We start from the raw sequence: 22562 nt of genomic DNA on the forward strand, positions 1-22562 counted from the left end.
TGGACTGATCACCCAGCCCGCGCTGCTCGCCGCTCTGCGAGCCAGAGCTTGAGGTTGTGCCGGACGGTGCGGCCGACCAAGGGCGCCGACGGCACCATGTACAGGCTGTCGAGCAGGCTGAAGCGGCGCAGAAACCATTCGGCCAGAACGGGATCGGTCTCAGCGGCGCCCAGAAACTGATCGAACAGGTTGCCCACGGGGCGAAACCACCACGGCCGCGGTCCGGGTGCATTGTGCAACACCTGATCGCCGATGGCGTTCATGGTCCAGACCGGGAACGTGGTCTTCGCGGTCCGCTGCGCCAGCGCTTGGGCGATGTCCTCGGTACCCGATTCCAGTACCGCGCGGAGGTTGGCCGCCTGGATCGACGTCATCGTCATACCCTGGCCGAAGGTGGGATTGAAGCTCACCACCGCATCGCCCAGCGGAATGATCCCGGCCGGAAACCGGTCGAGCTTGTCGTACCGGCGCCACCTGCTGGTCGGGTACTTGTGGCGCGCCACCTCACCCACCGGTTCGCCTCTGCGTACCGCCGCGGCGACGTGGGCAGGCAGAACCTCCTCGGCCAGGGCCACCATCCCGGCGAAATCGCCGGGAGGTTCGGCGCGCGCAGTGCCGAACGTGGTCAGCCCCCAGATGCCGTCCTCGTAATACAGCATCCCGAGTCCCAGCGGCTGTGAGCGGGAGGCGCCCGCCACCACCACTTTCTCCTCGAACGCGCCGTCGGGAATGCGCACGCGGTGCGTCGAGTAGTCGATACCGACATCGACCGTGTCTTCGGGCGGCGGGTGAAAACCCCATTGCTGCAACCATTTCGGCAACCGGGTACCGCGGCCGGTGGCGTCGACGGTCAGGTCGGCGGTGACGGTGTCACCGTCGTCGGTGCGCACGCCGGTGACCCGCTGACGTGCCGGATCGAAGGCCGGCTCCGTCACCAGCCGGTGCTGGATCTCGACGTTCGCGATGTCGTGCACACGTCGCCGGATCTGCCACTCCAGGTGCGGCCGGCTCGGCACGTACGCGGTGAACTCGTCGCGCAATGTGTGTCTGGTGCCCAGGACGTGCCCGGCTGCGCCGAAGTGAATGCAATCGGGCCGGTTCTCGAGGATGGGCACACCATCGGCGACCATACGATCGAGCAGCCCGGGAAACAGCCCCTCGAGTTCTGCCGCGCCGCGCGCCATCAGTAGGTGCACATGGCGGTCCTGCGGCACAGCGGACCGGCTTGCGGGCACCGTCGGCAGCTCGTCGCGTTCCAGTACCGTCACGCGCTCGTAGAAGTCGGACAGCACGCGCGCGGCGCACAGCCCCGCGATGCTGGCGCCGATGACGACAACATGACCACAGGCGGCTTCGCCGTTCCTCCCCATTGATTTCCAACGTAATGGGTACATTGCCGGAATCAAGCCGATCGGAAGGTGACGAGACTATGACCGGACGGTGGCGGACCAAATCCGTCGAACAGTCGATCGCCGATACCGACGAGCCGGGTACCCGGCTTCGCAAAGACCTGAATTGGTGGGATCTGACTGTCTTCGGCGTCTCGGTCGTCATCGGCGCCGGCATCTTCACCATCACCGCCTCCACCGCCGGCAACCTGACCGGTCCTGCGATCTCGATTTCGTTCATCCTGGCCGCCATCGCCTGCGGGCTGGCTGCGCTGTGTTACGCCGAGTTCGCCTCCACAGTGCCTGTCGCAGGCAGTGCCTACACGTTCTCCTACGCCACCTTCGGTGAGTTCGTCGCCTGGATCATCGGCTGGGACCTCATCCTCGAATTCGCCGTGGCCGCAGCGGTGGTGGCCAAGGGCTGGTCCAGCTATCTGGGCACGGTGTTCGGGTTCGGCGGCGGCATCACCGATATCGGCGGCGTCTCTTTCGACTGGGGCGCGCTGGTGGTCATCGCGTTCGTGACGTTCCTGCTGGCCCGCGGAACCAAGCTCTCGGCCGGCGTCAGCCTGGTGATCACCGTGATCAAGGTGGCGGTTGTCCTGCTGGTGGTCGCCGTCGGTGCGTTTTACATCAACGTCGCCAACTACACGCCGTTCATCCCGCCCGCCGAGCCCGGCCACGGCGGATCGGGCACAGAACAATCGCTGTTCTCGCTGGTCACCGGCGCCGAAGGCAGTGCATACGGCTGGTACGGGCTGTTGGCCGGCGCCTCGATCGTGTTCTTCGCGTTCATCGGCTTCGACATCGTGGCCACCACCGCCGAGGAGACCAAGAATCCGCAGCGAGACGTCCCCCGCGGCATCCTGACCTCCTTGGCCATCGTCACGGTGCTCTACGTCGCGGTGTCGGTGGTGTTGTCCGGGATGGTGTCCTACACGGTGCTGCGCGACGCCGAGTCGCCGAATCTGGCCACAGCGTTCGAGGCCAACGGCATCAACTGGGCGGCGACGCTCATCTCGATCGGTGCACTGGCAGGTCTGACCACCGTGGTGATCGTGTTGATGCTGGGGCAGACGCGGGTGCTGTTCGCGATGTCGCGCGACGGGCTGATCCCGCAGCAGTTGGCCAAGACGGGTGAGCACGGCACTCCCGTTCGGATCACCTTGATCGTCGGTGCACTGGTGGCGATCGCGGCGTCGGTGTTCCCGATCGGCAAGCTCGAGGAGATGGTGAACATCGGGACGCTCTTCGCGTTCGTCCTGGTGTCGGCGGGTGTGATCATGTTGCGCCGAAGCCGCCCCGACCTCAAGCGAGGGTTCCGGGCGCCCTTGGTGCCGCTGCTGCCGATTCTGTCGATCGTCGCGTGCGTATGGCTGATGCTCAATCTCACCGGTCTGACCTGGATCCGCTTCCTGATCTGGATGGGCATCGGCGTGGTGGTCTATTTCCTCTACGGCCGACGCCATTCGGTGCTGGGGCGCCGCGAAGCCTCTGTCTGACGCCGGACATATATGCGTGCAGCTACGGCTGTGCGGCGTGTCGCGTCGGTGAGCCACATATATGTGGGCGGGGTTTGAGGCTGACGCCTGACATATATGCGTGCAGCTACGGCTGTGCGGCGTGTCGCGTCGGTGAGCCACATATATGTGGGCGGGGTTTGAGGCTGACGCCGGACATATATGCGTGCAGCTACACCTGAGCGGCGTGTCGCGTCGCAAACCACATATATGTGCCCGTCATGTGCCCACCCGGTTTTACAAAGCAGCGCTCTGTGTCTAGACAGGGGACAAATTACCTCCTAGAGTCAAATCCGTCAGGTGATGGTTTTCACATGGAGGTGACCCGCTGTGACCGCACAGATCGACGCTGAGCAGACCCCGGATATCGAGCAGTGGCGCGACAAGAAGCGCTACCTGTGGTTGATGGGGCTGATCGCGCCCACCGCGCTGTTCGTGATGCTGCCGCTCGTGTGGGCGTTCAACCACTGGGGTTGGCACGCCGCCGCGCAGGTGCCGTTCTGGATCGGACCGCTGCTGGTGTACGTGCTCTTGCCGGCACTCGACCTGCGGTTCGGGCCCGACGGGCAGAACCCGCCGGACGAGGTGATGGAGCGGCTGGAGAACGACAAGTACTACCGCTACTGCACGTACGCCTACATCCCGTTCCAGTACGCCAGTGTGATCGTCGGCGCGTACCTCTTCACGGCCTCGGACCTGAGCTGGCTCGGTTTCGACGGCGGTCTGGGCTGGCCGGCGAAGATTGGCTTGGCGTTGTCGGTCGGCGTGCTCGGCGGCGTGGGGATCAACACCGCCCACGAGATGGGCCACAAGAAGGACTCGCTGGAACGCTGGCTGTCGAAGATCACCTTGGCGCAGACCTGGTACGGCCACTTCTACATCGAGCACAATCGCGGCCACCATGTCCGTGTCGCCACTCCGGAAGATCCGGCATCGGCGCGTTTCGGGGAGACGTTCTGGGAGTTCCTTCCCCGCAGCGTGTGGGGAAGCTTGAAGTCGTCCTGGGAGCTGGAGGCCAAGCGCCTTGACCGGGCCGGCAAGAACACGTGGCATCCCTCCAATGACGTGCTCAATGCCTGGGCGATGTCGGTGCTGTTCTGGGGCGTGCTGATCGCGGGGTTCGGACCCGCGCTCATTCCGTTCATGGTGATCCAGGCGGTCTACGGCTTCACCTTGCTGGAGACGGTCAATTACCTCGAGCACTACGGCCTGCTGCGGCAGAAGACGGCCGGCGGTCGCTACGAGCGCTGCACTCCGGAACACAGTTGGAACTCCGACCACATCGTGACCAACCTGTTCCTGTACCACCTGCAGCGCCACAGCGACCATCACGCCAACCCGACGCGGCGCTACCAGACGCTGCGCAGTGTGGACGGTGCACCCAACCTGCCCAGCGGCTACGCCTCGATGATCGGCCTGACCTATTTCCCGCCGCTGTGGCGCGCGGTGATGGATCACCGGGTGCTGGCCCATTACGGCGGCGACATCACCCGCGTCAACATCCACCCGCGGGTGCGCGACAAGGTGCTGGCCCGGTACGGGTCATGAGCACGTACCGCTGCCCGGGCTGCAGCTATCTCTATGACGAAGCCAGAGGTGAACCGCGCGAAGGCTTTCCGGCCGGAACAGCTTGGGACGACGTGCCCGACGACTGGTGCTGCCCGGACTGCGCGGTACGAGAGAAACCCGATTTCCAAGGAGTCGCAACATGACTGACACCGAGTACAAGCTGTTCGTCTGCGTGCAGTGCGGATTCGAGTACGACGAGGCTAAGGGCTGGCCGGAGGACGGGATCGCCCCCGGGACCCGGTGGGACGACATCCCCGACGACTGGAGTTGCCCCGACTGTGGTGCCGCCAAATCCGACTTCGACATGGTCGAAGTCTCACGTTCCTGACCGCCGCGCCCATTTGACGCAGGCCCATTCAACTGCCAGTGTCGCCCGTGTGGCACGACGGCGCAGCGAGGGTAAGCCGGTGCGCGTTCCGTACGCCGAGGCTTCCAAGGTGCTGCTGCGCGATCTGGTGCTCGATGCCATGCGTGATCTGCTGCTCGCCAAGGACTGGTCCTCGATCACGCTGTCCGACGTGGCGAAGATGGCGGGGATCAGCCGCCAGACCATCTACAACGAGTTCGGCTCACGGCAGGGCCTGGCGCAGGGCTATGCGTTGCGCCTGGCCGACCGGCTGGTCGATGCCGTCGACGAGGCCATGGCGAGCAACGTCGGCGACATCTCGGCCGCGTTCCTGGAGGGCTTCCGCGCCTTCTTCGTCGAATCGGCCGCCGATCCGCTGGTGATCTCGCTGCTCACCGGGGCGGCCAAGCCGGACCTGCTGCAGATCATCACCACCGACAGCGCGCCCATCATCGCCCGCTCGTCGACGCGGCTGACGGAGATCTTCATGCACGGCTGGGTGCAGTGCAGTGAGAACGACGCCGGCGTGCTGGCCCGCGCGATCGTGCGACTGGCGATGAGCTACGTCTCGATGCCGCCGGAGGCCGACCACGATGTGGCCGCTGATCTGGCCCGATTGATGACGCCGTTCGCCGAACGATACGGTGTCATAGATATCCCGTAGCTGTCAGAGCGCCGAAGCGCCTGTCCCGCGAGCCCGCAGGCTAGGGATATCTGGATGGATGTCGCCCGAGCTGTTTCGGCGCGTCCACAGTTGATGACGACGACAAGGGGCTCTACATGACTGCACCAACATTGACCGCCGATAGCCGCAACGGCATCGACTACAAGGTCGCCGATCTCTCGCTCGCCGAGTTCGGCCGTAAGGAAATCCGCCTCGCCGAGCACGAGATGCCCGGCCTGATGGCGCTGCGCCGCGAGTACCACGATGTCCAGCCGCTCAAGGGTGCCCGTATCTCGGGCTCGCTGCACATGACCGTGCAGACCGCCGTGCTGATCGAAACGCTGACGGCGCTCGGCGCCGAGGTCCGCTGGGCCTCCTGCAACATCTTCTCCACGCAGGACCACGCCGCGGCCGCGATCGTCGTCGGCCCGCACGGCACCGTCGAGGAACCACAGGGCACCCCCGTGTTCGCCTGGAAGGGCGAGACCCTGGAGGAGTACTGGTGGGCCGCCGAGCAGATGCTCACCTGGGAAGGCGAGCCGGCGAACATGATTCTCGACGACGGCGGTGACGCCACCATGCTGGTGTTGCGCGGTGCTCAGTTCGAGAAGGCCGGCGTGGTTCCGCCCGCCGAAGACGACGACTCCGCCGAGTACAAGGTCTTCCTCAACCTGCTGCGCCAGCGTTTCGAGACCGACAAGACCAAGTGGACCAAGATCGCCGAGGCGGTCAAGGGTGTCACCGAGGAGACCACCACCGGTGTGCTGCGGCTCTACCAGTTTGCCGCCGCCGGCGAGCTGGCGTTCCCGGCCATCAACGTCAACGACTCGGTCACCAAGAGCAAGTTCGACAACAAGTACGGCACCCGCCACTCGCTGATCGACGGCATCAACCGTGGCACCGACGTGCTGATCGGCGGCAAGAAGGTGCTGATCGCGGGTTACGGCGACGTGGGCAAGGGTTGCGCCGAGTCGCTGGCCGGCCAGGGTGCGCGGGTCACCGTCACCGAGATCGACCCGATCAACGCCCTGCAGGCGCTGATGGACGGCTTCGACGTCAAGACCGTCGAAGAGGCGATCGGCGAGGCCGACATCGTCATCACCTCGACGGGCAATAAGGACATCATCACCCTCGAGCACATGAAGTCGATGAAGGACCAGGCGATCCTGGGCAACATCGGTCACTTCGACAACGAGATCGACATGGCTGCCCTCGAGCGGTCCGGCGCCACCCGGCTCAACATCAAGCCGCAGGTCGATCAGTGGATCTTCGACAGTGGCAAGTCCATCATCGTGCTGTCCGAGGGGCGTCTGCTGAACCTGGGCAATGCGACGGGTCACCCGTCGTTCGTGATGAGCAACAGCTTCTCCAACCAGGTGATCGCGCAGATCGAGCTGTGGACCAAGAACGACGAGTACGACAACGAGGTCTACCGCCTGGCCAAGCACCTCGACGAGAAGGTGGCGCGCATCCACGTCGAGGCACTCGGCGGCACGCTGACCAAGCTCACCAAGGAGCAGGCCGAGTACATCGGCGTCGACGTCGAAGGCCCGTACAAGCCGGAGCACTACCGGTACTGACCCGACCCCCGACGGGCGCGAGAGTCCGGGGTAGCAGCGCGTTTACGTCGATATCGGCGTGAGAACGACAACAGGACCGAGCGTCGCCGCAAGGTGGCGCTCGGTTTTCTGTTTTTCAAAATCCTTGAACCGCAGCAGTTTACGGGGCAGTCGCTTGCCGTTGTCGGGCCAGGAATTTGGTGACGGCCCCGCAGTAGCCGCCTTGTACTGCCGGGCGCGCCCCCGGGGTGGGCAAGATGTCGGGACGCCTCTGCCGGCGCAGCGGACGGTGGACTGCGGCGCAGAGCCTGCGTGACCCCATTCACAAACAATTCGGCGAAGCGCTTGCCAAGTATGAAGTGAGTCACCTACGGTAGGCGTGTTCAAACGTTTGATCACGGGCTTGAGCCTCAGCGCGAGGAGACGGTTGGACACCCCGGCAACCCTGGCGGACCACTCGGGTGACCGCACCGGGGCGCACCAACCTGATCCCGGCACCGCGCACGTGCGCACCCCTCGAAATGGAGAAACGGATGCGAAAGAACTCCCTCGTCATCGCGGCCGCGGCGAGCCTGCTGCTCACCCTCTCGGCCTGCGGCCAGGCCGGCGCCCCCGGGGGGAACGGCGACTCCGGATCCGCGGCACAGGATTTCACCGTCGGTGTGTCGAACCTGGGGCTCAGCTTCCCATTCCCGTCATCCATCGGCGACGGCATCAAGGCCAAAGCCGACGAGCTCGGCGTGAAGGTCGTACAGCTCGACGCCCAGGGCGAGACCGAGAAGCAGGCCAACGACGTCCAGGACCTCATCGGCCAGAAGCCCGACGGTGTGCTGCTGCTACCCGTCGACTCGGGTGTCGCCACCGGCCTGGTCGATCAACTCGCCGCGGCGAACATCCCGACTATCGCAGTGGCCTCGCAGGTCGGCGACCCCAGCGAGCGCGAGCTCGAAGACGTCTACCCGGCACTGGACGCACTGGTGACACAGCAGGAGCTCAACTCCGGCGCCACCGCGGGTGAGCTTGCGCTGCAGGCTTTCCCACAGGGTGGCAAGCTGGCGGTCGTCGAGGGCGCGGCCGGTTTCGCCGAGGTGGAGCTGCGCTTCGCCAGGTTCCTGGACCCGGCCAAGGCCGCGGGCGTGACGTTCGATGTGGTGGCCAAGCAGCCCGGTGACTGGACCACGGAAGCCTCACAGTCGGCCTGCCAGAACATGCTGGCCGCGCACCCCGATATCGACCTGTTCTACGCCGAAAGTGACGACATGGGCGTCGGCTGCGCCGAGGCGGTCAAGTCGGCCGGCTCGAAAGCCAAGGTCATCGGCATCGGCGGCGCGAAGCTCGGCATCGAGGGTGTCAGGGCGGGCACGTTGTACGGCACGGTCTGCTACAAGCCGTTCGACCTCGGCGAGCTGGCCATGCAGACCATGTACGACCGCCTCACCGGCGAGACCACCGACAAAGCGGAATTCGTCACCTACGAGACACCGGCGATCACGGCCGACAACGTGGCCGACTGCGACCCGCAGTGGTAGCCGCGCCCTGATCGTCGGTACCGAACAAAAAGCGAAGGACGCCCCAGCATGCACAACACCGAGAACCGACCGCCGATCCTGGAACTCGTCGACATCACGAAGACGTTCCCGAACGGCACCACCGCCCTGCGTGGGGTGAGCCTGCGCGTGGCACGGGGGTCGGTGCACGGCCTGGTCGGCGCCAACGGCGCCGGTAAGTCGACGCTCATCAAGTGTGTGTGCGGCGTCCAGCCGCCGTCGACAGGCGAGATGCGTTGGGACGGAAAGGCCCGCACGTGGCGCGACCCGGGTGATGCGCAGCGGTCCGGGCTCGCCACCATCCATCAGCACGTCCCGCTCGTCCCGACCATCTCCGCCCTGGAGAACGTCTTCCTCGGCGAACGTGGGCCGTGGCGCGCCACCGCCGACATGCGCACCCGGTTCGCCGAGCTCGTCGATCGCCTGGGCTACGAGATCGATCCCGATGCGACGGTCAGCACACTGCCGATCGGCACCCGTCAGATGATCGCGATCCTGCAGGCACTGGCGCTGGGTGCCGAGCTCGTGATCATGGACGAGCCGACGGCATCACTGTCGGAGTCCGAACGCCGTATCGTGCTCGACGCGGTGCAGCGCCTCGCCGCCGCGGGCACCACGTTCCTGTTCATCTCCCACTTCCTCGACGAGATCCTCGAGATCACCGACCACGTGACCGTCCTGCGTGACGGCCGCGCGATCCTCGACGAGTTGACCACCGACCTCACCGAGGACAGCCTGATCCAGGCGATCGCCGGCCGCGAGCTGCTCGCGCTGCAGAAAGGTGGGGTGCCCGGCGGCGGTATCGGCGACGTGGTGCTCGAGGTCCGAAACCTGAACGCCGCCAACGGCATCAGCGGTATCTCATTCGACGTGCGCGCCGGAGAGGTGGTCGGCCTCGCCGGATTGCTCGGCTCCGGCCGATCCGAGATCCTCAACGGGATCTTCCGCAGCGACGCCTCCGCGACGGGCGAGGTGCGGGTCGACGGCGCTCTGATAGCCCGCTCGCCGCGGGCGTCGGTCAAGGCCGGGATCGCCTACGTCCCCGAGGACCGGATCGACCAGGGTCTGCACATGGATCAGCCGATCTGGAAGAACATCAGCCTCACCGACCTCGGCCGGCTCTCACTGCGCCGCTTCCTCCCGCAGGAGCGCCGGGAACGTGCCCGCGCGCAGCAGGCGATCAACGACCTGGGCATCGTCGCCTCGGGGGTCGACGCGCTGCCGAGTGAGCTGTCCGGCGGTAACGCGCAGAAGGTCGTGTTCGCCAAATGGCTGTACGCGCACACGCGGGTCTGGCTGCTCGACGAGCCCACGGCGGGTGTCGACGTGGGCGCCAAGGCCGATTTGCTGGGCATCGTGGGCAAGCTGGCGACCGAGGGGCGCGGTGTTGTGTTGGCGTGCAGCGACTTCGAGGAGCTGCTGTCGGTCGCGACGCGCATCCTCGTGGTCCGGGGTGGGCGCATCGTCGCCGACATCCCCGCCCACCACACGAACGAAGAAGAACTCATCATGCTGGCTCACGGACTCGAGTCCGATGTCACCCGAAAGGCTGTTCATGTCTGACACCTCATCTCCCGCGCGAATCGCGCTACCAGGCTGGCTGCACCCCAGCAATGCCGGCGTGGTGTACGCATTCGCGGTCCTGATCGTGGTGCTGAGCTTCGCCACCGCCAGCCAGGGTCAGCCTTCGTACCTCTCGCCCAACAACATCTCGAACATCCTGGACCAGGCGGCGCTGCTCGGCATCATCGCGGTGACCACCACCATCGTGCTCATCACCGGCAACTTCGACCTCTCGGTGGGCTCGGTGGCCGCACTGGGGGCGGCGATCTGCCTGTCGATGCTCGACACCATCGGCTTCTGGCCCGCGTTCGCGCTGGCCCTGATCGGTGGCGCGGCTATCGGTCTCTTCAACGGTGTGGTGGTGCAGTACATCGGCATCAACGCGTTCATCGTGACGCTCGGAACGCTGACCGCGGTGCGCGGCCTCGTCCTCATCATCACCGACGGCCGCACCGTCACCGCCGCCGAGGGCGCAGCCCGAGACAGTTTGCGCGCCATGGACTCCGGCCGCCTCATCACCCCCAACCTCTACCTCGTCTTCGGTGTGGTGCTGCTGGCCATCGGTGCGTTCAAGATCTGGTCCGCGCGCCGGGCCGGACAGAACTGGCGCCGCCCCGGCGTCCTGGTGTTCGCCGGCCTCGGTGCCGTGCTCACCGCGATGTCGTTGGTTCCCGGCGTGATCTTCACCGTCGAGCTCACCCAGCGCGTCATGTACCTCATCGTCATCGTCCTGATCGCGGCGTTGGTGCTGCGCTACACCACGGTGGGTCGCCGCCTCTACGCCACCGGCGGCAACCCCGAAGCCGCCCGCCTGTCGGGCATCGCCGTCGACCGCTACCGCGTGCTCGCGTTTGTCCTCAACGGCACGGCCGCCGCGTTTGTCGGTGTCGTCTACGCCGCCCGCCTCGGGTCGATCAACCCGACCGGCCTCACCGGCCTCGAGCTCACCGCCCTGGCCGCGGCGATCCTGGGCGGTACGTCGCTCTTCGGTGGCCTCGGCAACGTGATGAAATCCCTTGTCGGCGCCCTCATCCTGATCACACTGGCCAACGGCTTCAACATCCTCAACCTGGGCGCCAACTACCAGGGCCTCATCGAGGGTGTCGTGCTGATCGTCGCCGCCGGCATGTACACCGTCGCGCTGCGCCGCCAGCAGCGCACACGGATCCGGACCATCAACGAGATCCCCTCTGAGCCGGTCGATCCGAAGTCGACCACCGAACTCGCTGCCGCGGGCAGCGCGCCGCGGTCATGAGCTCGGGCCTGCGAGTGACCGCACTGCACAGCACGCTGATCCCGGGCCAGGAACTGGCCTACGTCGAGGCGCACCACCGCGTCCCGTCCGACCTGTTGGCGAGCCTGACGTCGGCCGGAGTGCGGGACTGGGCGATCTGGCGAAACGGTGGCGATCTGTTCCACCTCATCGACACCGACGACTACGCCGCCGTGGAAGCGGCCTTGGCCGATGACCCCGCCAACGAGCGCTGGCAGCAGCAGATGCTCGCGTTCGTCAATGGGTGGGTCGAGCTCGACGAGGTACCGGCGTTCGGTGAGCTCTCACTCGTATGGTCGCTGCATGCGCAGAAAAGCGGCGTGCCGAGTGAATGAGACCTTCCGCGTCATCGATGCGCACCAGCACTTCTGGGATCTCGACAGAGTTGACTACCCCTGGCTCACCGCCGAACTCGGGCCGATTCACCGTACGTTTGATGTCGTCGATGTCGAGCCGCAGGTGGCAGCCAGCCCTGTCGACGACGTGATCCTGGTCCAGGCGGCCGGTTCCTACGCCGACACCGACGCGATGATCGCCATCGCCGACCGGTGGGAGCGCGTGGTGGGTATCGTCGCATGGCTGCCTTTGGATGACCCGGCCGAGGCCGCGCAGGCTCTCGAGCGCTACCAACGGGACAGCCGCATCGTCGGTATCCGGCATCAGATCCACGACGAACCCGACCCCGACTGGATCCTGCGGGACGAGGTCTTCGAGGGGCTACGGCTCGTGGAACAGGCCGGCCTGGCCTACGACGTCGTCGCCGTGCTGCCGCGCCATCTCGAGCATGTGCCACGCCTGGCCGCAGCCTTCCCGAACCTACGGATCGTGATCGACCACCTGGCGAAACCTGCCGTTGCCGAAAAAGGCTGGGAGCCGTGGGCATCGCTGCTGAGTGCGGCCGCCGCGGCACCCAACGTGACGGCGAAGATCTCCGGCCTGGACACCGCGGCCGGAACCGGTTACGCCGCAAGTGATCTGGAGCCCTACATTCAGCACGCGCTGGACCGGTTCGGGGCCGACCGCCTGATGTTCGGCAGCGACTGGCCCGTCAGCACGCTCGCGGGCGGCTACGCCCGCTGGTGGGATGTGTCAGCCGAGGTGCTCGACCCGCTCACGGTGGACGACCGCTCGGCGATCTATGCGGGCACCGCCGCCCGCGTGTATGCCCTCGAATCCCAGGAAGGTGGCGCATCGTGAACGGCGTCCAGCAATTGACCGCCCTCGTCGATGCCGTCGACATCCATGTGCCGGAGGAGCATCACCGGGGTATCGCGATCGTGGGTGCCGGCGCCATCGTCGAGAACGCGCACCTGCCGGCCTACCGCGCCGCCGGTCTGGAGGTCATCGGCATCTTCGACCTCGACGGTGTGCGCGCGAAGACGGTGGCGGAGATGTTCGACCTCCCGCGGGTCTACTCGTCGCTCGAAGAGCTGCTGGCCGACCCGCAGGTCGACGTCGTCGACATCGCGGTGATCGCCCACGCGCAACCCGACATCGTGCGGGCGGCGATCGCTGCCGGCAAGGACATGTTGTGCCAGAAGCCTTTTGCTCCTGACCTCGACACCGCCGACGAACTCCTCGCCCGGGCGGCCCGGCACGGCCGCAAGATCGCGGTGAACCAGCAGATGCGCTTCGATGAAGGCATCAGCGTCGCCCGTGCGGCTCTGCAGGCGGGTTGGATCGGCGAGGCCACCACCATGAGCTTCAACGTCGACATCGCCACCGACTGGGCGGCGTGGCCCTGGCTCGTGGTGTCCGAGAGGCTCGAAATCAGTTACCACTCAATCCATTACCTCGACGCTATCCGCTCGATCCTGGGTGATCCGGTGAAGGTGTTCTGTGCCGGCAGTCGCAGGCCGGGACAGATCGCGACGGGGGAGACGCGCACCATGTCCACCCTGATCTACGCCGACGGCCGCACCGCAACCCTGCACGTCAATCACGAGAACCTGGGTGGCGACCACCGCGCGGAGTTTCGCCTCGACGGGTCGCAGGGAGCGGTGCGCGGCACCCTCGGGCTGCTGTATGACTACCCGCGCGGCCGCCCTGATACGGCCGAGATCTTCAGCCGCACACTGCCGACGGATGGCTGGCTGCCTTACCCGGTGACCCGGCGTTGGATCCCCGACGCGTTCATCGGGCCCATGGCCGGACTACTGCGCTGGATCTCCACGGGCGAGCAAGCTCCGACGGCCGCGGTGGACAACGTCAAGACGCTGGCTCTGGTCGAGGCGCTGTACACCTCGATGGAAACCGGTGAGGCCCAGGTGCCGCGCACATGACCACACCTGTTTTCGACTTTGCCGACAAGGTCGTGCTCGTCACCGGTGGCGCCGGTGGTCTCGGGCTGGCCTGCGCGCGGATCTTCGCCGAACACGGTGCGACGGTGGCGCTCGCCGATCTGCCGTCGGCCCGGCTCGACGCCGCCGTGGCCAGTCTGTCCGAGTCGGGCAAGGCGGTCGCCGTGGCCGTGGACCTGTCGGATCTGGCCGTGTGCGGCGCGGTCCCTGCACTGGCCTGCGAAGCCGTCGGTGCCGTGTCACTCGATGTCCTGGTCAACGCGGTCGGCGTCATGCGCACTCAACCGATCGCCGACCTCACGCCCGAACAGTGGGCGCGGACATTGACGATCAATCTCAACGGGGTCTTCGCCACCACGCAGGCTGCGGTCGAGCGGATGCGGCCCGGGTCGAGTGTCATCAACCTGTCGTCCGTCGCGGGCCGCTCGGGTCGGCCCAACGCAGCCGACTACGCCGCCAGCAAGGCCGCCCTGCTGTCCTTCACGAAGTCGGCGGCGCTGGCCTACGGTCCTGCCGTCCGCGTCAACGCCGTCTGCCCCGGGGTGTTCCTCACCGACATGTGGGCGGGCATCATCGCCGACCGCGATGCCGAGTTCGGGGCCGGCGCGGGGCAGCGCTACCTGGACGACATCGCCGACAAGACCGCCCTGGGGCGGGTCGGGCAACCCGCCGAACTCGCGGGGGTCGTGGCCTTCCTGGCCAGTGATCTCGCCGCCTTCATCACCGGACAGGCGATCAACGTCGACGGTGGATTGGAAATGAACTGATGACGCAGAACGCGACACCCTTCGACCTCCTGCAACACCTCTACGGTGACGCCGAGATGGCCGAATTGTTCTCCGCCGACCGCACGGTCCAGTCGTGGAAGGCCGTCGAGGGCGCCCTGGCCCACGCGCAGGGCACGCTCGGGATCATCCCCGAGCACAAGACGTCCGCGATCCAAGCGGTGTGCGCCGATCCCGACAGCATCGACCACGAATCGCTGTGGCAGAGCGCTCGCACGGTCGGCTACCCCATCCTGGGCCTGGTGCGCCAGATCGACGCGGCCCTGGCGGAAGAAGACCGCGGCAGCGTCCACCTCGGCGCCACCACGCAGGACATCATGGACAGCGGATTGGCATTGCAGCTCGACGAGGCACTGGCGCTGCTCGAGCAGCGGCTCGCCGACTTCGGTTCCGGTCTGGCAGCTCTGGTCACCGAGCACACCATGACGGTGATGCCCGGACGCACCCACGGCCAGCAGGCCGTCCCGACGACGTTGGGCGCCAAGCTGGCGGTGTTCCTCGCAGAGGTCACGCGGCACCGGCTCCGGCTGCTGGCGGCGCGCGACGACGTCCGCTGCGTCTCCCTGTTCGGTGCCGGCGGCACGTCGGCCGCCCTGGGCGACGACGCCGCCCAGATCCGCACCCTGGTGGCCGAGCGGCTGGGACTGGTCGACACCGTGATCCCGTGGCACGTGGCGCGGGACTCGATCCTGCACGCCGCCGACATCGCCGCGGGTGCTGCGGCGACCACGACGCGCCTGGCCCGCGAGATCGCCGACCTGTCCCGCACCGAGATCGGCGAACTGGGTGAGGCCAAGGGCCACCACCGCGGGGCCTCCTCGACCATGCCGCAGAAGGCCAACCCGATCTACTGCGAGTCGATCATCGGTCTGTCCGTCGCCGCCCGCTCGGCCGCGGCGGGCGTCTCCCGGGCCGCCGAGGCCGGCCACGAACGGTCGACGGGCGAGTGGCAGGTCGAGTGGACGCTGCTGCCGGCGTTGTTCGTCAACGTCAGTTCGGCGCTGAAGCTGAGCGTCGAGCTCACCCGCGAACTCGCCGTCTACCCGGAGCGGATGCGCGAAAACCTCGCTGTGGACGGCGGATTGATCATGAGCGAAGCCGTGATGATCTCGCTGGCCCCCCACCTGGGTCGCGAGGATGCCCATGATGTGGTCTACGAGCTGGCACTGAAATCCCGGGCGACGAAGACATCGTTCACCGAGGTCCTGAGCGGTTGGCTGGCCGAGCATCCGGAGATCCCGCTCATCGAGATCGAGGCCGGCGAGCAGTCTGTCGGTCAGGCCACCCAGATCTGCAGCGCCGCAGTCGAGGCCTGGACCGCCTCGCTCACCAGCAACCCTCGTCCGTGGAAGGAAACCCGATGAACACCCGCATCACCGAGGGACTCGACGACCTGCACGCCATGTGGCGCATCAGGGCGCTCGAGGAGAAGATCCGCGACCTGCGCTACAGCGAGGACATTGTGGGCTCGGTCCATCTGGCGATCGGTCAGGAGAGCATCGCCGTCGCCGCGTGCAGTCAGCTGCGGGAGCGGGACGCGTTGTACGCCACCTACCGCGGCCACGGCTGGGCCGTCGCCCGAGGTGTACCGCCCCGCGAGATCTTCGGTGAACTCATGGGCCGCACGTCCGGGGTCAACGGTGGCCGCGGCGGGTCAGCTCATTTCTCCGCACCGCAGTACGGCTTTCACGGGGAGAACTCGATCGTCGGCGCCGGCGCACCCATCGCCACCGGTGCCGCACTGGCCGGCAAGTTCGACGGGTCCGGTCGCGTCGCCGTGACGGTCTTCGGCGACGGCGCCATGAACCAGGGTGCAGTGGCCGAAGCGATGAACTTCGCCGCCGCACTCAAGATCGGCGTCCTGTTCATCTGCGAGAACAACCGGTATTCCGAGCTGACACCGATCAACGACATGGTGGCCAATCCCGATCTGTCGCAGCGGGCGACGGCGCTCGGCATCCCGGCCGTGCGGATCGACGGCAATGACCTGGCTCAGGTCCGCACCGCGGTGAAACTGTCGCTGGAGGCGGCCATTTCGGGTCGCGGCCCGTCGTTCATCGAGGCGCACACCCAGCGCATCGTCGGCCACTACATCGGCGACGCCGAGCAGTACCGGCCTGCCGGTGAACTCGAGGCCGACGCCCAGGTGGAACCCATCGCCCGGCTGCGCCGCGAACTGGCCTCCGCCGGTGCGACCGAAGCCCAACTGGACCGCTGTGAGCAACGCGCGCGCGAAGAGATGGACACCGCCGCCGCCGCGGCCCTGGCCGATCCGCTGGTCGCACCCGAAACCGCAGGGGAGCACCTCTATGCCTAAGGAGGCGAAAATGCCCGACACCGTGAAACTCAACTTCGGCGGCGCCGTCAACGCCGCGCTGGCCCGCGCACTCGAAGAGATGCCCGAAACATTGCTCTACGGTGAGGATCTCGCCAAACCCGGCGGCGTCTTCGGTGTCACCCGGGGACTGCAGAAGCGCTTTGGTGACCGGGTGTTCGACACCCCCATCAGCGAGACCGCGATGCTCGGTGCGGCCGTGGGTGCGGCGTCGTTCGGTCGCCGTCCCATCGTCGAGATCATGTGGATCGACTTCTCGCTGGTGGCGTTCGACCAGATCGTCAACCAGGCCGCCAATGTCCGGTATGTCTCGGCGGGCCGCACCTCGGCGCCGCTGACCATCCGCACCCAGCAGGGCAACAGTCCCGGCGCCTGCGCCCAGCATTCGCAGAACCTGGAGGCGCTGCTGCTGCACATTCCGGGTATCCGGGTCTGCATGCCGACCACGCCGCAGGACGCCTATGACCTGGTCTTGTCGGCGGTCGCGTGCGACGACCCGACGATCGTGATCGAGAACCGCACGCTGTACGCGGGCGCCAAGGAGGAGGTGGCCGTCAACGGCCCCATTCAGTCCATCGGCGGTCACCGTAAGCGGCGCGACGGATCCGACGTCACGATAGTGACGTGGGGGACCATGACCACCAAGGTCCTCAAGGCGGTCGACCTCGTCGGCATCGACGGGATCAGCGCCGACGTCATCGAGGCGGTGTGGCTCAACCCGTTGGACGACACCGCGATCTTCGAGAGCGTCGCCAAGACGGGGCGGCTGATCGTGGTGCACGAAGCGGCCCGCACCGGCGGCTTCGGCGCCGAGGTCATCACCCGAGTAGTCGAGTCGGGCGCGCAGCTGACGGGTGCGCCGATCCGTCTGGGCCTCAAGGACTCTCGACTGCCGTCCGCGCCGCACCTGGCCGCTCGGCTCCTCCCGCAGGTCGACGACATCGTCGCGGCTCTGCGCCAGTCGGTGGGCGCTGCGCCATGCTAGGAGTGTGGCATTTCAGTTTCACCGTCGCCGATATGGACAAGTCGGTGCAGTTCTACCAGGGGGTCCTCGGGCTCGACCTGATTCACCGTCAGGACCAGGACAACGCCTACACCCGCCGGCTCGTCGGTTACGACGACGCGAGTCTGCGGGTGGCGCAGTTCGCGGTCCCGGGTCAGCCGCGGGGCCTGTCCAGCCATGACCTCGAGCTCGTCGAGTACGTCGTTCCGCGCGGTGAGCCGTTCGGTCCCGAACGGCACCGCCCCGGTGCGTCGCACATGGCGTTCGTGGTCGAGGATGCGATTGCCGAGCACGCGCGCCTGACCGCGCTGGGCGTCGAATTCATCTCCCCGCCACAGGAAATCACCGCAGGGGCGAACAAAGGCGGATACACCTGCTACTTTTTGGATCCCGACCAGATCACCCTCGAGCTGGTCCAACCTCCTCGCCGGGAGAACGAACCTGACGCCACGGAGAACTGACGACATGGGCTCGCGAGCCCGCGTGACCCTGGCCGACGTGGCCAAGGCCGCCGGCGTGGACGTCTCGCTGGTCTCCCGGGTGCTGCGCGGCGAGTCGGTGCGGCTGCGTGAGGAGACGCGTGACCGGATCCGGCACCACGCCGACACCCTGGGTTATCGTCCCAACGCGATCGCGCGCAGCCTGCGCAGCTCGCACGCCGGCGCCTACGGCCTGATCATCCCGGATTTCACCAACCCCGTGTTCGCGCAGATCATCGCGGGAGCCGAGACGGCCGCCGCGCGCCGCAACAGCGTCATGATGACGGCCAGTGGCGCCGGCTGGGAGCGCGCGCACTGGTATGAGGCGCTTGATGGTGGCCGCGTTGACGGGCTTCTCATCGCGGGTGGTTCGGCGATCGACCTGGCCAATCTGCGGGTGCCCTACATCCTGGTCAACCGGACGTTCAGCGGTGTCGAGCGTTATGTGGTGCTCGATGACCGCAAAGCGGGGCAGATGGCCGTCGAGCACCTGGTCGCGCTCGGCCATCACGACGTCGTGTTCCTCGATGGCCCCACGACCGCTGACACCGCGACCCGGCGCCGCGAGGGTTATCGCGCCGCCCTCACTTCGGCCGGGTTGCCCCTGCGCCGCGAACTCGAAGTCCAGGGCGATTACACCGCTTCCGGTGGTCGTGACGCGTTGCGCGCGGGCATCGAGGCCGGTCTGGAGTTCACCGCCGTCGTCGCCGCCAACCTCCCGAGCGCACTCGGTGCGCTCGAGGCCCTGCGCGATGCGGGGCGCAGTGTCCCGCACGACGCGTCCGTCGTTGCAATCCACGACGCGGAGATCGCCGACTTCGTGAACCCGCGGCTGACCACCGTGCGCATGCCGCTCACCGAACTGGGTGCGCGTGCGATCGAGTTGATCGCCACCGCGTCGGCCACCGACACCATCACCGAGGTGGTGGCCGAGCCGATGGATCTCGTGGTCCGCGAGTCCACCGGACCGGCACCGGCCCGATGAGCGAGTTCCTGGTCGAGATCGCCGTCGACGTGCCGGACGACCATCCCGCGGACGACCTGGCGACCCGTCGCGCGGCCGAGGGTGTCCGCGCCGCCGAGCTCGCCGCCGCCGGGCACCTCGTGCGGTTGTGGCGCCCGGACGGTCCGGGGTGGCGCAATCTCGGGCTGTGGCGCGCCGACGACGAGGACCACCTGCGCGCGGTCATCGCAACGCTCCCGATGCACATGTTCATGACGCTGACTGTGCGCCCGCTCGGGACTCACCCCAGCGACCCGGGGTGAGTCTCAGCTGAAACCGTTGTCTGAGTTCTGCATCAACGCGGTGCACCGCTCCAGCGGCTAGGCTCGCGCCGTGCTCCTCACAATCGAAGGCGTCGACGGCGCCGGGAAACGCACGCTGTCCGTTGCGTTGCAAGACGCGTTCGGCGCAGCCGGTAAAACCGTGGCGACGCTGGCCTTCCCGCGGTACGGCCAGTCAGTGACGGCCGATGTCGCCGCCGAAGCGCTGCACGGCGATCACGGTGACCTGGCGGAGTCGGTGTATGCGATGGCGATGCTGTTCGCCCTCGACCGCGCCGGCGCCGTCGAGGAGCTGACCGCGCTGCGGGCCGCGCACGACGTGGTGATCCTGGACCGCTACGTGGCCTCCAACGCCGCCTACAGCGCGGCGAGGCTGCATCAGGACGCCACCGGAGAGGTGGTCGACTGGGTGTACCGGCTCGAGTATCAGCGGCTGCAGCTGCCGAACCCGGATTTTCAACTGCTGCTTGATGTTCCGATCGAACTGGCGGGGGAGCGGGCCCGCTCGCGCGCCGAGTTGGACCCGAGTCGTGCCCGCGACGCCTACGAGCGCGACGACGGGCTCCAGCGGCGGACCGGCGCGGTGTACGGCCAGTTGGCCGAAGCCGGCTGGGGTGGGAGCTGGTTGGTGGTCGGCCCTGACGACGACCCGCGCGCCGTGGCCGCCGGGATCGTCCGCAACCTCGGTTAGTGGTCCACAATGCCGCGGACCAACAGGTCGAGCAGGTGCTCGAAAGATGCTCCTGCATCGGGTGTTTGGCCGATCCCAGCGTGTTCGATGGCGACGGCTCCGTGGATGGCGCTCCAGACCGACTCCGCGGTTTCGACCGGGTCCGCGGGGTTGAGCGCGGTGACGAGCTCGACCAGAACGCCGAACACGGCGCGCCCGTGCCCGGCCACCGCCGACGACTGGTCACTGAGCGGGCTGCCGGTGGCGAAGATCAGCGTGTAACGAGCGGGATGTTCGAGTGCAAACGCGCGATAGCCGCGGCACGCGAGCCGGAACCGCTCGACCGGCTCCACCTCGGCGTTGATGTCGATCGCGGCCGCGAGTTCGTCCAACGCCCGGGTGGCCAGGGCGGCCAGCAGTCCCTCCTTGTTGTCGAACCGGTTGTAGACACCCATCGGTGCGACGCCGGCTTCCTTGGCGACGGCACGGACGGTCACCCCGTCCGTGCCGTCGCGGTCAAGGACGGTCTCGGCCGCCTGGAGAAGCGCGGCCGAGACCTGCTCGCTGGCGGTTCGTCGACGGGTCATCGTCGAGCCGGTGCGTCGACCCCGCGCCGGGCCATCCAGGCCAGGGCGGTGTCGGCGACGTCGCGCCACCCGTGATCGATGGTCAACGAGTGGCCACGGTCGGCGAACTCATGGAAATCGGTAACGGCCGCGGAATTCCGGTAGAGCCGGTGGGCAGCCTTGGCGCTGACGGCGGGGACGGTGTGATCAGCACCGCCCGCGGTGATCAACAGGGGACCGCGGGTGGCATTGGCGGTGTCGACCTTGGCGGGTGAGTTGGGGGTGAAGTTCGCCGTCGCAGCCTCGAACAACGGCTTACCGGGGGACGGGATGGACCACTGTTCCCACAGGGCGTCGGACTCGGCGGCCTCCAGTGCGTTGCCGAAGCCGAAGCGCCACTGGTCCCGTGTCAGCCCCTTCGCGCGTCCGCGGTTGAGCGGGTTGCCGAGAACCGGGAATGCCGAGCGTAATTGGGCCAGCGGCAACGGTCTGACGCCCTTGATCGGCGCCGGGTCGATCGCGACGGCGGCGGCCGCCTTGTCCTGCGCGAGCAGCTTCTGTGCGATCAGGCCGCCGAACGAGTGCCCGATCACCACCGGCGGGGTGTCGAACTGCTGGAGCGCCGAGGCGAAGTGGTCGGTCAGTTCGTTGATGCCGAACCCCGCCTGGGCGTCGGGGTTGGCCCGAGTGGCCTCGACGGAATCGGCTTCGCCGGGCCAGGGCAGGGCGACGGCCTGGTGGCCGGCGTTGGCGAAGTACTCGATCCAGGGCTGCCACGCGCTCTGTGCGATCCACAGTCCATGGATGAAGACGACGTTGGTCATGGTGCATTCCTGACTTCAGTGCCGTTCGAGTGTGTCGGTGCCTTGTAGAACGACGTTACATAAGCATCGTGACCGGTGTAACCGCGGCGGTGTCCGCGTTGTTCCCGGGGCCGTCGACTTGGCGTTCGTGGAGATCGGCAGGATTTTGCGCGTGTGGTACCGGAGTTTTGTCGCGTATCGGTGACACCATGGACACCATGAGGCAAAGGATCCTGGTCGTCGATGACGATGCATCGCTGGCCGAAATGCTCACCATCGTTCTGCGGGGGGAGGGATTCGACACCGCCGTGATCGGTGACGGCACCCAGGCCCTGACGGCGGTGCGTGAGCTGCGGCCCGATCTCGTGCTGCTGGACCTGATGCTGCCCGGGATGAACGGCATCGACGTGTGCCGGGTGCTGCGCGCCGATTCCGGTGTGCCCATCGTGATGCTCACCGCCAAGACCGACACCGTCGATGTCGTCCTGGGTCTGGAATCAGGCGCCGACGACTACGTGATGAAGCCGTTCAAGCCCAAGGAACTGGTGGCACGCGTGCGCGCCCGGCTGCGCCGCAACGAGGACGAGCCCGCGGAGATGTTGTCGATCGCCGATGTCGACATCGACGTCCCCGCACACAAGGTCACCCGCAACGGTGAGCAGATCTCGTTGACCCCGTTGGAGTTCGACCTGTTGGTGGCGTTGGCGCGTAAACCGAGGCAGGTGTTTACTCGGGATGTGCTGCTCGAACAGGTGTGGGGCTACCGCCATCCCGCCGACACCCGCTTGGTGAACGTGCACGTCCAGCGGTTGCGGGCCAAGGTCGAGAAGGATCCGGAGAACCCGCAGGTGGTGTTGACCGTTCGAGGGGTGGGATACAAGGCCGGACCCCCGTGATTCTGCGCTCAG

The 22562-nt window shown here is 67.0% G+C and carries 24 protein-coding genes; 21 read left to right on the forward strand and 3 right to left on the reverse strand.

The genetic code is table 11. The features are described from left to right. Nucleotides 1–8: 8 nt before the first annotated feature. The gene (locus NL241_RS10270) at nt 9–1370 is read right to left on the reverse strand and encodes an FAD-dependent oxidoreductase (RefSeq protein ID WP_487695770.1); all 1362 of its coding nucleotides are present in this window, start codon (nt 1368–1370) and stop codon (nt 9–11) included. Nucleotides 1371–1429: 59 nt separating this feature from the next. On the opposite strand from NL241_RS10270, the gene NL241_RS10275 reads away from it, so the two are divergent. From NL241_RS10275 to NL241_RS10370, 20 genes are all read left to right on the forward strand, one after another. Next, complete coding sequence (locus NL241_RS10275) at nt 1430–2890, forward strand: amino acid permease (protein ID WP_487695768.1); 1461 nt, start codon at nt 1430–1432, stop codon at nt 2888–2890. Nucleotides 2891–3313: 423 nt separating this feature from the next. Further along, nucleotides 3314–4456: an alkane 1-monooxygenase gene (locus tag NL241_RS10280; RefSeq protein ID WP_487695800.1), complete on the forward strand. Its 1143-nt coding sequence runs from the start codon at nt 3314–3316 to the stop codon at nt 4454–4456. Next, nucleotides 4453–4620, forward strand: a complete 168-nt coding sequence (locus NL241_RS10285) for a rubredoxin (RefSeq protein WP_487695766.1) — start codon at nt 4453–4455, stop codon at nt 4618–4620. The genes NL241_RS10280 and NL241_RS10285 overlap by 4 nt, the downstream gene beginning before the upstream one ends. After that, a complete protein-coding gene (locus NL241_RS10290; RefSeq protein WP_487695765.1) occupies nt 4617–4805 on the forward strand; it encodes a rubredoxin in 189 nt (62 codons plus the stop codon). The genes NL241_RS10285 and NL241_RS10290 overlap by 4 nt, the downstream gene beginning before the upstream one ends. 49 nt (nt 4806–4854) lie before the next feature. Continuing rightward, complete coding sequence (alkX, locus tag NL241_RS10295) at nt 4855–5487, forward strand: TetR family transcriptional regulator AlkX (RefSeq protein ID WP_487695764.1); 633 nt, start codon at nt 4855–4857, stop codon at nt 5485–5487. Nucleotides 5488–5603: 116 nt separating this feature from the next. Further along, entirely contained in the window at nt 5604–7067 is a 1464-nt protein-coding gene (ahcY, locus tag NL241_RS10300; RefSeq protein ID WP_494397459.1) for an adenosylhomocysteinase, read from the forward strand. A 512-nt stretch (nt 7068–7579) separates the two neighbouring features. Then, nucleotides 7580–8575 carry a sugar ABC transporter substrate-binding protein gene (locus NL241_RS10305; RefSeq protein WP_494397460.1) on the forward strand — a complete coding sequence of 332 codons (996 nt, stop codon included), beginning with the start codon at nt 7580–7582 and terminating at the stop codon, nt 8573–8575. Between the two features lie 48 nt (nt 8576–8623). Then, the gene (locus NL241_RS10310; RefSeq protein ID WP_494397461.1) at nt 8624–10156 is read left to right on the forward strand and encodes a sugar ABC transporter ATP-binding protein; all 1533 of its coding nucleotides are present in this window, start codon (nt 8624–8626) and stop codon (nt 10154–10156) included. Beyond that, nucleotides 10149–11411: an ABC transporter permease subunit gene (locus tag NL241_RS10315; RefSeq protein WP_494397462.1), complete on the forward strand. Its 1263-nt coding sequence runs from the start codon at nt 10149–10151 to the stop codon at nt 11409–11411. The genes NL241_RS10310 and NL241_RS10315 overlap by 8 nt, the downstream gene beginning before the upstream one ends. 14 nt (nt 11412–11425) lie before the next feature. Continuing rightward, complete coding sequence (locus NL241_RS10320) at nt 11426–11764, forward strand: L-rhamnose mutarotase (protein WP_494397463.1); 339 nt, start codon at nt 11426–11428, stop codon at nt 11762–11764. Then, nucleotides 11757–12626 (forward strand): amidohydrolase family protein, encoded by an 870-nt coding sequence (locus NL241_RS10325; RefSeq protein ID WP_494397464.1) that lies wholly within the window; start codon nt 11757–11759, stop codon nt 12624–12626. Before NL241_RS10320 ends, NL241_RS10325 begins: the two co-directional genes overlap by 8 nt. Further along, nucleotides 12623–13711 carry a Gfo/Idh/MocA family protein gene (locus NL241_RS10330; protein WP_487695753.1) on the forward strand — a complete coding sequence of 363 codons (1089 nt, stop codon included), beginning with the start codon at nt 12623–12625 and terminating at the stop codon, nt 13709–13711. Before NL241_RS10325 ends, NL241_RS10330 begins: the two co-directional genes overlap by 4 nt. After that, entirely contained in the window at nt 13708–14496 is a 789-nt protein-coding gene (locus NL241_RS10335; RefSeq protein ID WP_487695751.1) for an SDR family NAD(P)-dependent oxidoreductase, read from the forward strand. Before NL241_RS10330 ends, NL241_RS10335 begins: the two co-directional genes overlap by 4 nt. After that, on the forward strand, nt 14496–15878 hold the full coding sequence (locus NL241_RS10340; protein ID WP_487695750.1) for a class-II fumarase/aspartase family protein: 1383 nt from the start codon (nt 14496–14498) through the stop codon (nt 15876–15878). Before NL241_RS10335 ends, NL241_RS10340 begins: the two co-directional genes overlap by 1 nt. Beyond that, on the forward strand, nt 15875–16831 hold the full coding sequence (locus tag NL241_RS10345) for a thiamine pyrophosphate-dependent dehydrogenase E1 component subunit alpha (protein ID WP_487695749.1): 957 nt from the start codon (nt 15875–15877) through the stop codon (nt 16829–16831). Before NL241_RS10340 ends, NL241_RS10345 begins: the two co-directional genes overlap by 4 nt. Before the next feature lie 10 nt (nt 16832–16841). Next, complete coding sequence (locus NL241_RS10350) at nt 16842–17834, forward strand: alpha-ketoacid dehydrogenase subunit beta (RefSeq protein ID WP_494397465.1); 993 nt, start codon at nt 16842–16844, stop codon at nt 17832–17834. A 2-nt stretch (nt 17835–17836) separates the two neighbouring features. After that, nucleotides 17837–18313: a VOC family protein gene (locus tag NL241_RS10355; protein ID WP_487695746.1), complete on the forward strand. Its 477-nt coding sequence runs from the start codon at nt 17837–17839 to the stop codon at nt 18311–18313. A gap of 4 nt (nt 18314–18317) precedes the next feature. Beyond that, a complete protein-coding gene (locus NL241_RS10360) occupies nt 18318–19316 on the forward strand; it encodes a LacI family DNA-binding transcriptional regulator (protein ID WP_487695744.1) in 999 nt (332 codons plus the stop codon). Further along, a complete protein-coding gene (locus NL241_RS10365; RefSeq protein WP_494397466.1) occupies nt 19313–19597 on the forward strand; it encodes a muconolactone Delta-isomerase family protein in 285 nt (94 codons plus the stop codon). The genes NL241_RS10360 and NL241_RS10365 overlap by 4 nt, the downstream gene beginning before the upstream one ends. 70 nt (nt 19598–19667) lie before the next feature. Then, nucleotides 19668–20306, forward strand: coding sequence for a dTMP kinase (locus NL241_RS10370; RefSeq protein ID WP_487695741.1), 639 nt, complete (start codon nt 19668–19670; stop codon nt 20304–20306). Here NL241_RS10370 and NL241_RS10375 read toward each other — a convergent pair. Next, on the reverse strand, nt 20303–20872 hold the full coding sequence (locus NL241_RS10375) for a TetR/AcrR family transcriptional regulator (protein WP_487695739.1): 570 nt from the start codon (nt 20870–20872) through the stop codon (nt 20303–20305). The two genes, NL241_RS10370 and NL241_RS10375, sit on opposite strands and share 4 nt — an antisense overlap. Next, nucleotides 20869–21675: an alpha/beta hydrolase gene (locus NL241_RS10380; protein WP_487695737.1), complete on the reverse strand. Its 807-nt coding sequence runs from the start codon at nt 21673–21675 to the stop codon at nt 20869–20871. The genes NL241_RS10375 and NL241_RS10380 overlap by 4 nt, the downstream gene beginning before the upstream one ends. Before the next feature lie 188 nt (nt 21676–21863). Here NL241_RS10380 and mtrA point away from each other — a divergent pair, with 188 nt between their 5' ends. Continuing rightward, nucleotides 21864–22550 carry a two-component system response regulator MtrA gene (gene mtrA / locus NL241_RS10385; protein WP_197380550.1) on the forward strand — a complete coding sequence of 229 codons (687 nt, stop codon included), beginning with the start codon at nt 21864–21866 and terminating at the stop codon, nt 22548–22550. The last annotated feature ends 12 nt before the right edge of the window (nt 22551–22562 follow it).

Source organism: Mycolicibacterium sp. SMGY-1XX (genome assembly GCF_059132455.1).

Coding starts and splice junctions, on each gene's coding strand:
- NL241_RS10285 (WP_487695766.1), top strand. CDS start 4,453: ATGAGCACGTACCGCTGCCCGGGCTGCAGCTATCTCTATGACGAAGCC.
- ahcY (WP_494397459.1), top strand. CDS start 5,604: ATGACTGCACCAACATTGACCGCCGATAGCCGCAACGGCATCGACTAC.
- NL241_RS10375 (WP_487695739.1), bottom strand. CDS start 20,872: ATGACCCGTCGACGAACCGCCAGCGAGCAGGTCTCGGCCGCGCTTCTC.
- NL241_RS10305 (WP_494397460.1), top strand. CDS start 7,580: ATGCGAAAGAACTCCCTCGTCATCGCGGCCGCGGCGAGCCTGCTGCTC.
- NL241_RS10280 (WP_487695800.1), top strand. CDS start 3,314: ATGGGGCTGATCGCGCCCACCGCGCTGTTCGTGATGCTGCCGCTCGTG.
- NL241_RS10365 (WP_494397466.1), top strand. CDS start 19,313: ATGAGCGAGTTCCTGGTCGAGATCGCCGTCGACGTGCCGGACGACCAT.
- NL241_RS10360 (WP_487695744.1), top strand. CDS start 18,318: ATGGGCTCGCGAGCCCGCGTGACCCTGGCCGACGTGGCCAAGGCCGCC.
- NL241_RS10270 (WP_487695770.1), bottom strand. CDS start 1,370: ATGGGGAGGAACGGCGAAGCCGCCTGTGGTCATGTTGTCGTCATCGGC.
- NL241_RS10350 (WP_494397465.1), top strand. CDS start 16,842: ATGCCCGACACCGTGAAACTCAACTTCGGCGGCGCCGTCAACGCCGCG.
- NL241_RS10290 (WP_487695765.1), top strand. CDS start 4,617: ATGACTGACACCGAGTACAAGCTGTTCGTCTGCGTGCAGTGCGGATTC.
- NL241_RS10275 (WP_487695768.1), top strand. CDS start 1,430: ATGACCGGACGGTGGCGGACCAAATCCGTCGAACAGTCGATCGCCGAT.
- mtrA (WP_197380550.1), top strand. CDS start 21,864: ATGGACACCATGAGGCAAAGGATCCTGGTCGTCGATGACGATGCATCG.
- NL241_RS10335 (WP_487695751.1), top strand. CDS start 13,708: ATGACCACACCTGTTTTCGACTTTGCCGACAAGGTCGTGCTCGTCACC.
- NL241_RS10345 (WP_487695749.1), top strand. CDS start 15,875: ATGAACACCCGCATCACCGAGGGACTCGACGACCTGCACGCCATGTGG.
- NL241_RS10380 (WP_487695737.1), bottom strand. CDS start 21,675: ATGACCAACGTCGTCTTCATCCATGGACTGTGGATCGCACAGAGCGCG.
- NL241_RS10310 (WP_494397461.1), top strand. CDS start 8,624: ATGCACAACACCGAGAACCGACCGCCGATCCTGGAACTCGTCGACATC.
- NL241_RS10340 (WP_487695750.1), top strand. CDS start 14,496: ATGACGCAGAACGCGACACCCTTCGACCTCCTGCAACACCTCTACGGT.
- NL241_RS10315 (WP_494397462.1), top strand. CDS start 10,149: ATGTCTGACACCTCATCTCCCGCGCGAATCGCGCTACCAGGCTGGCTG.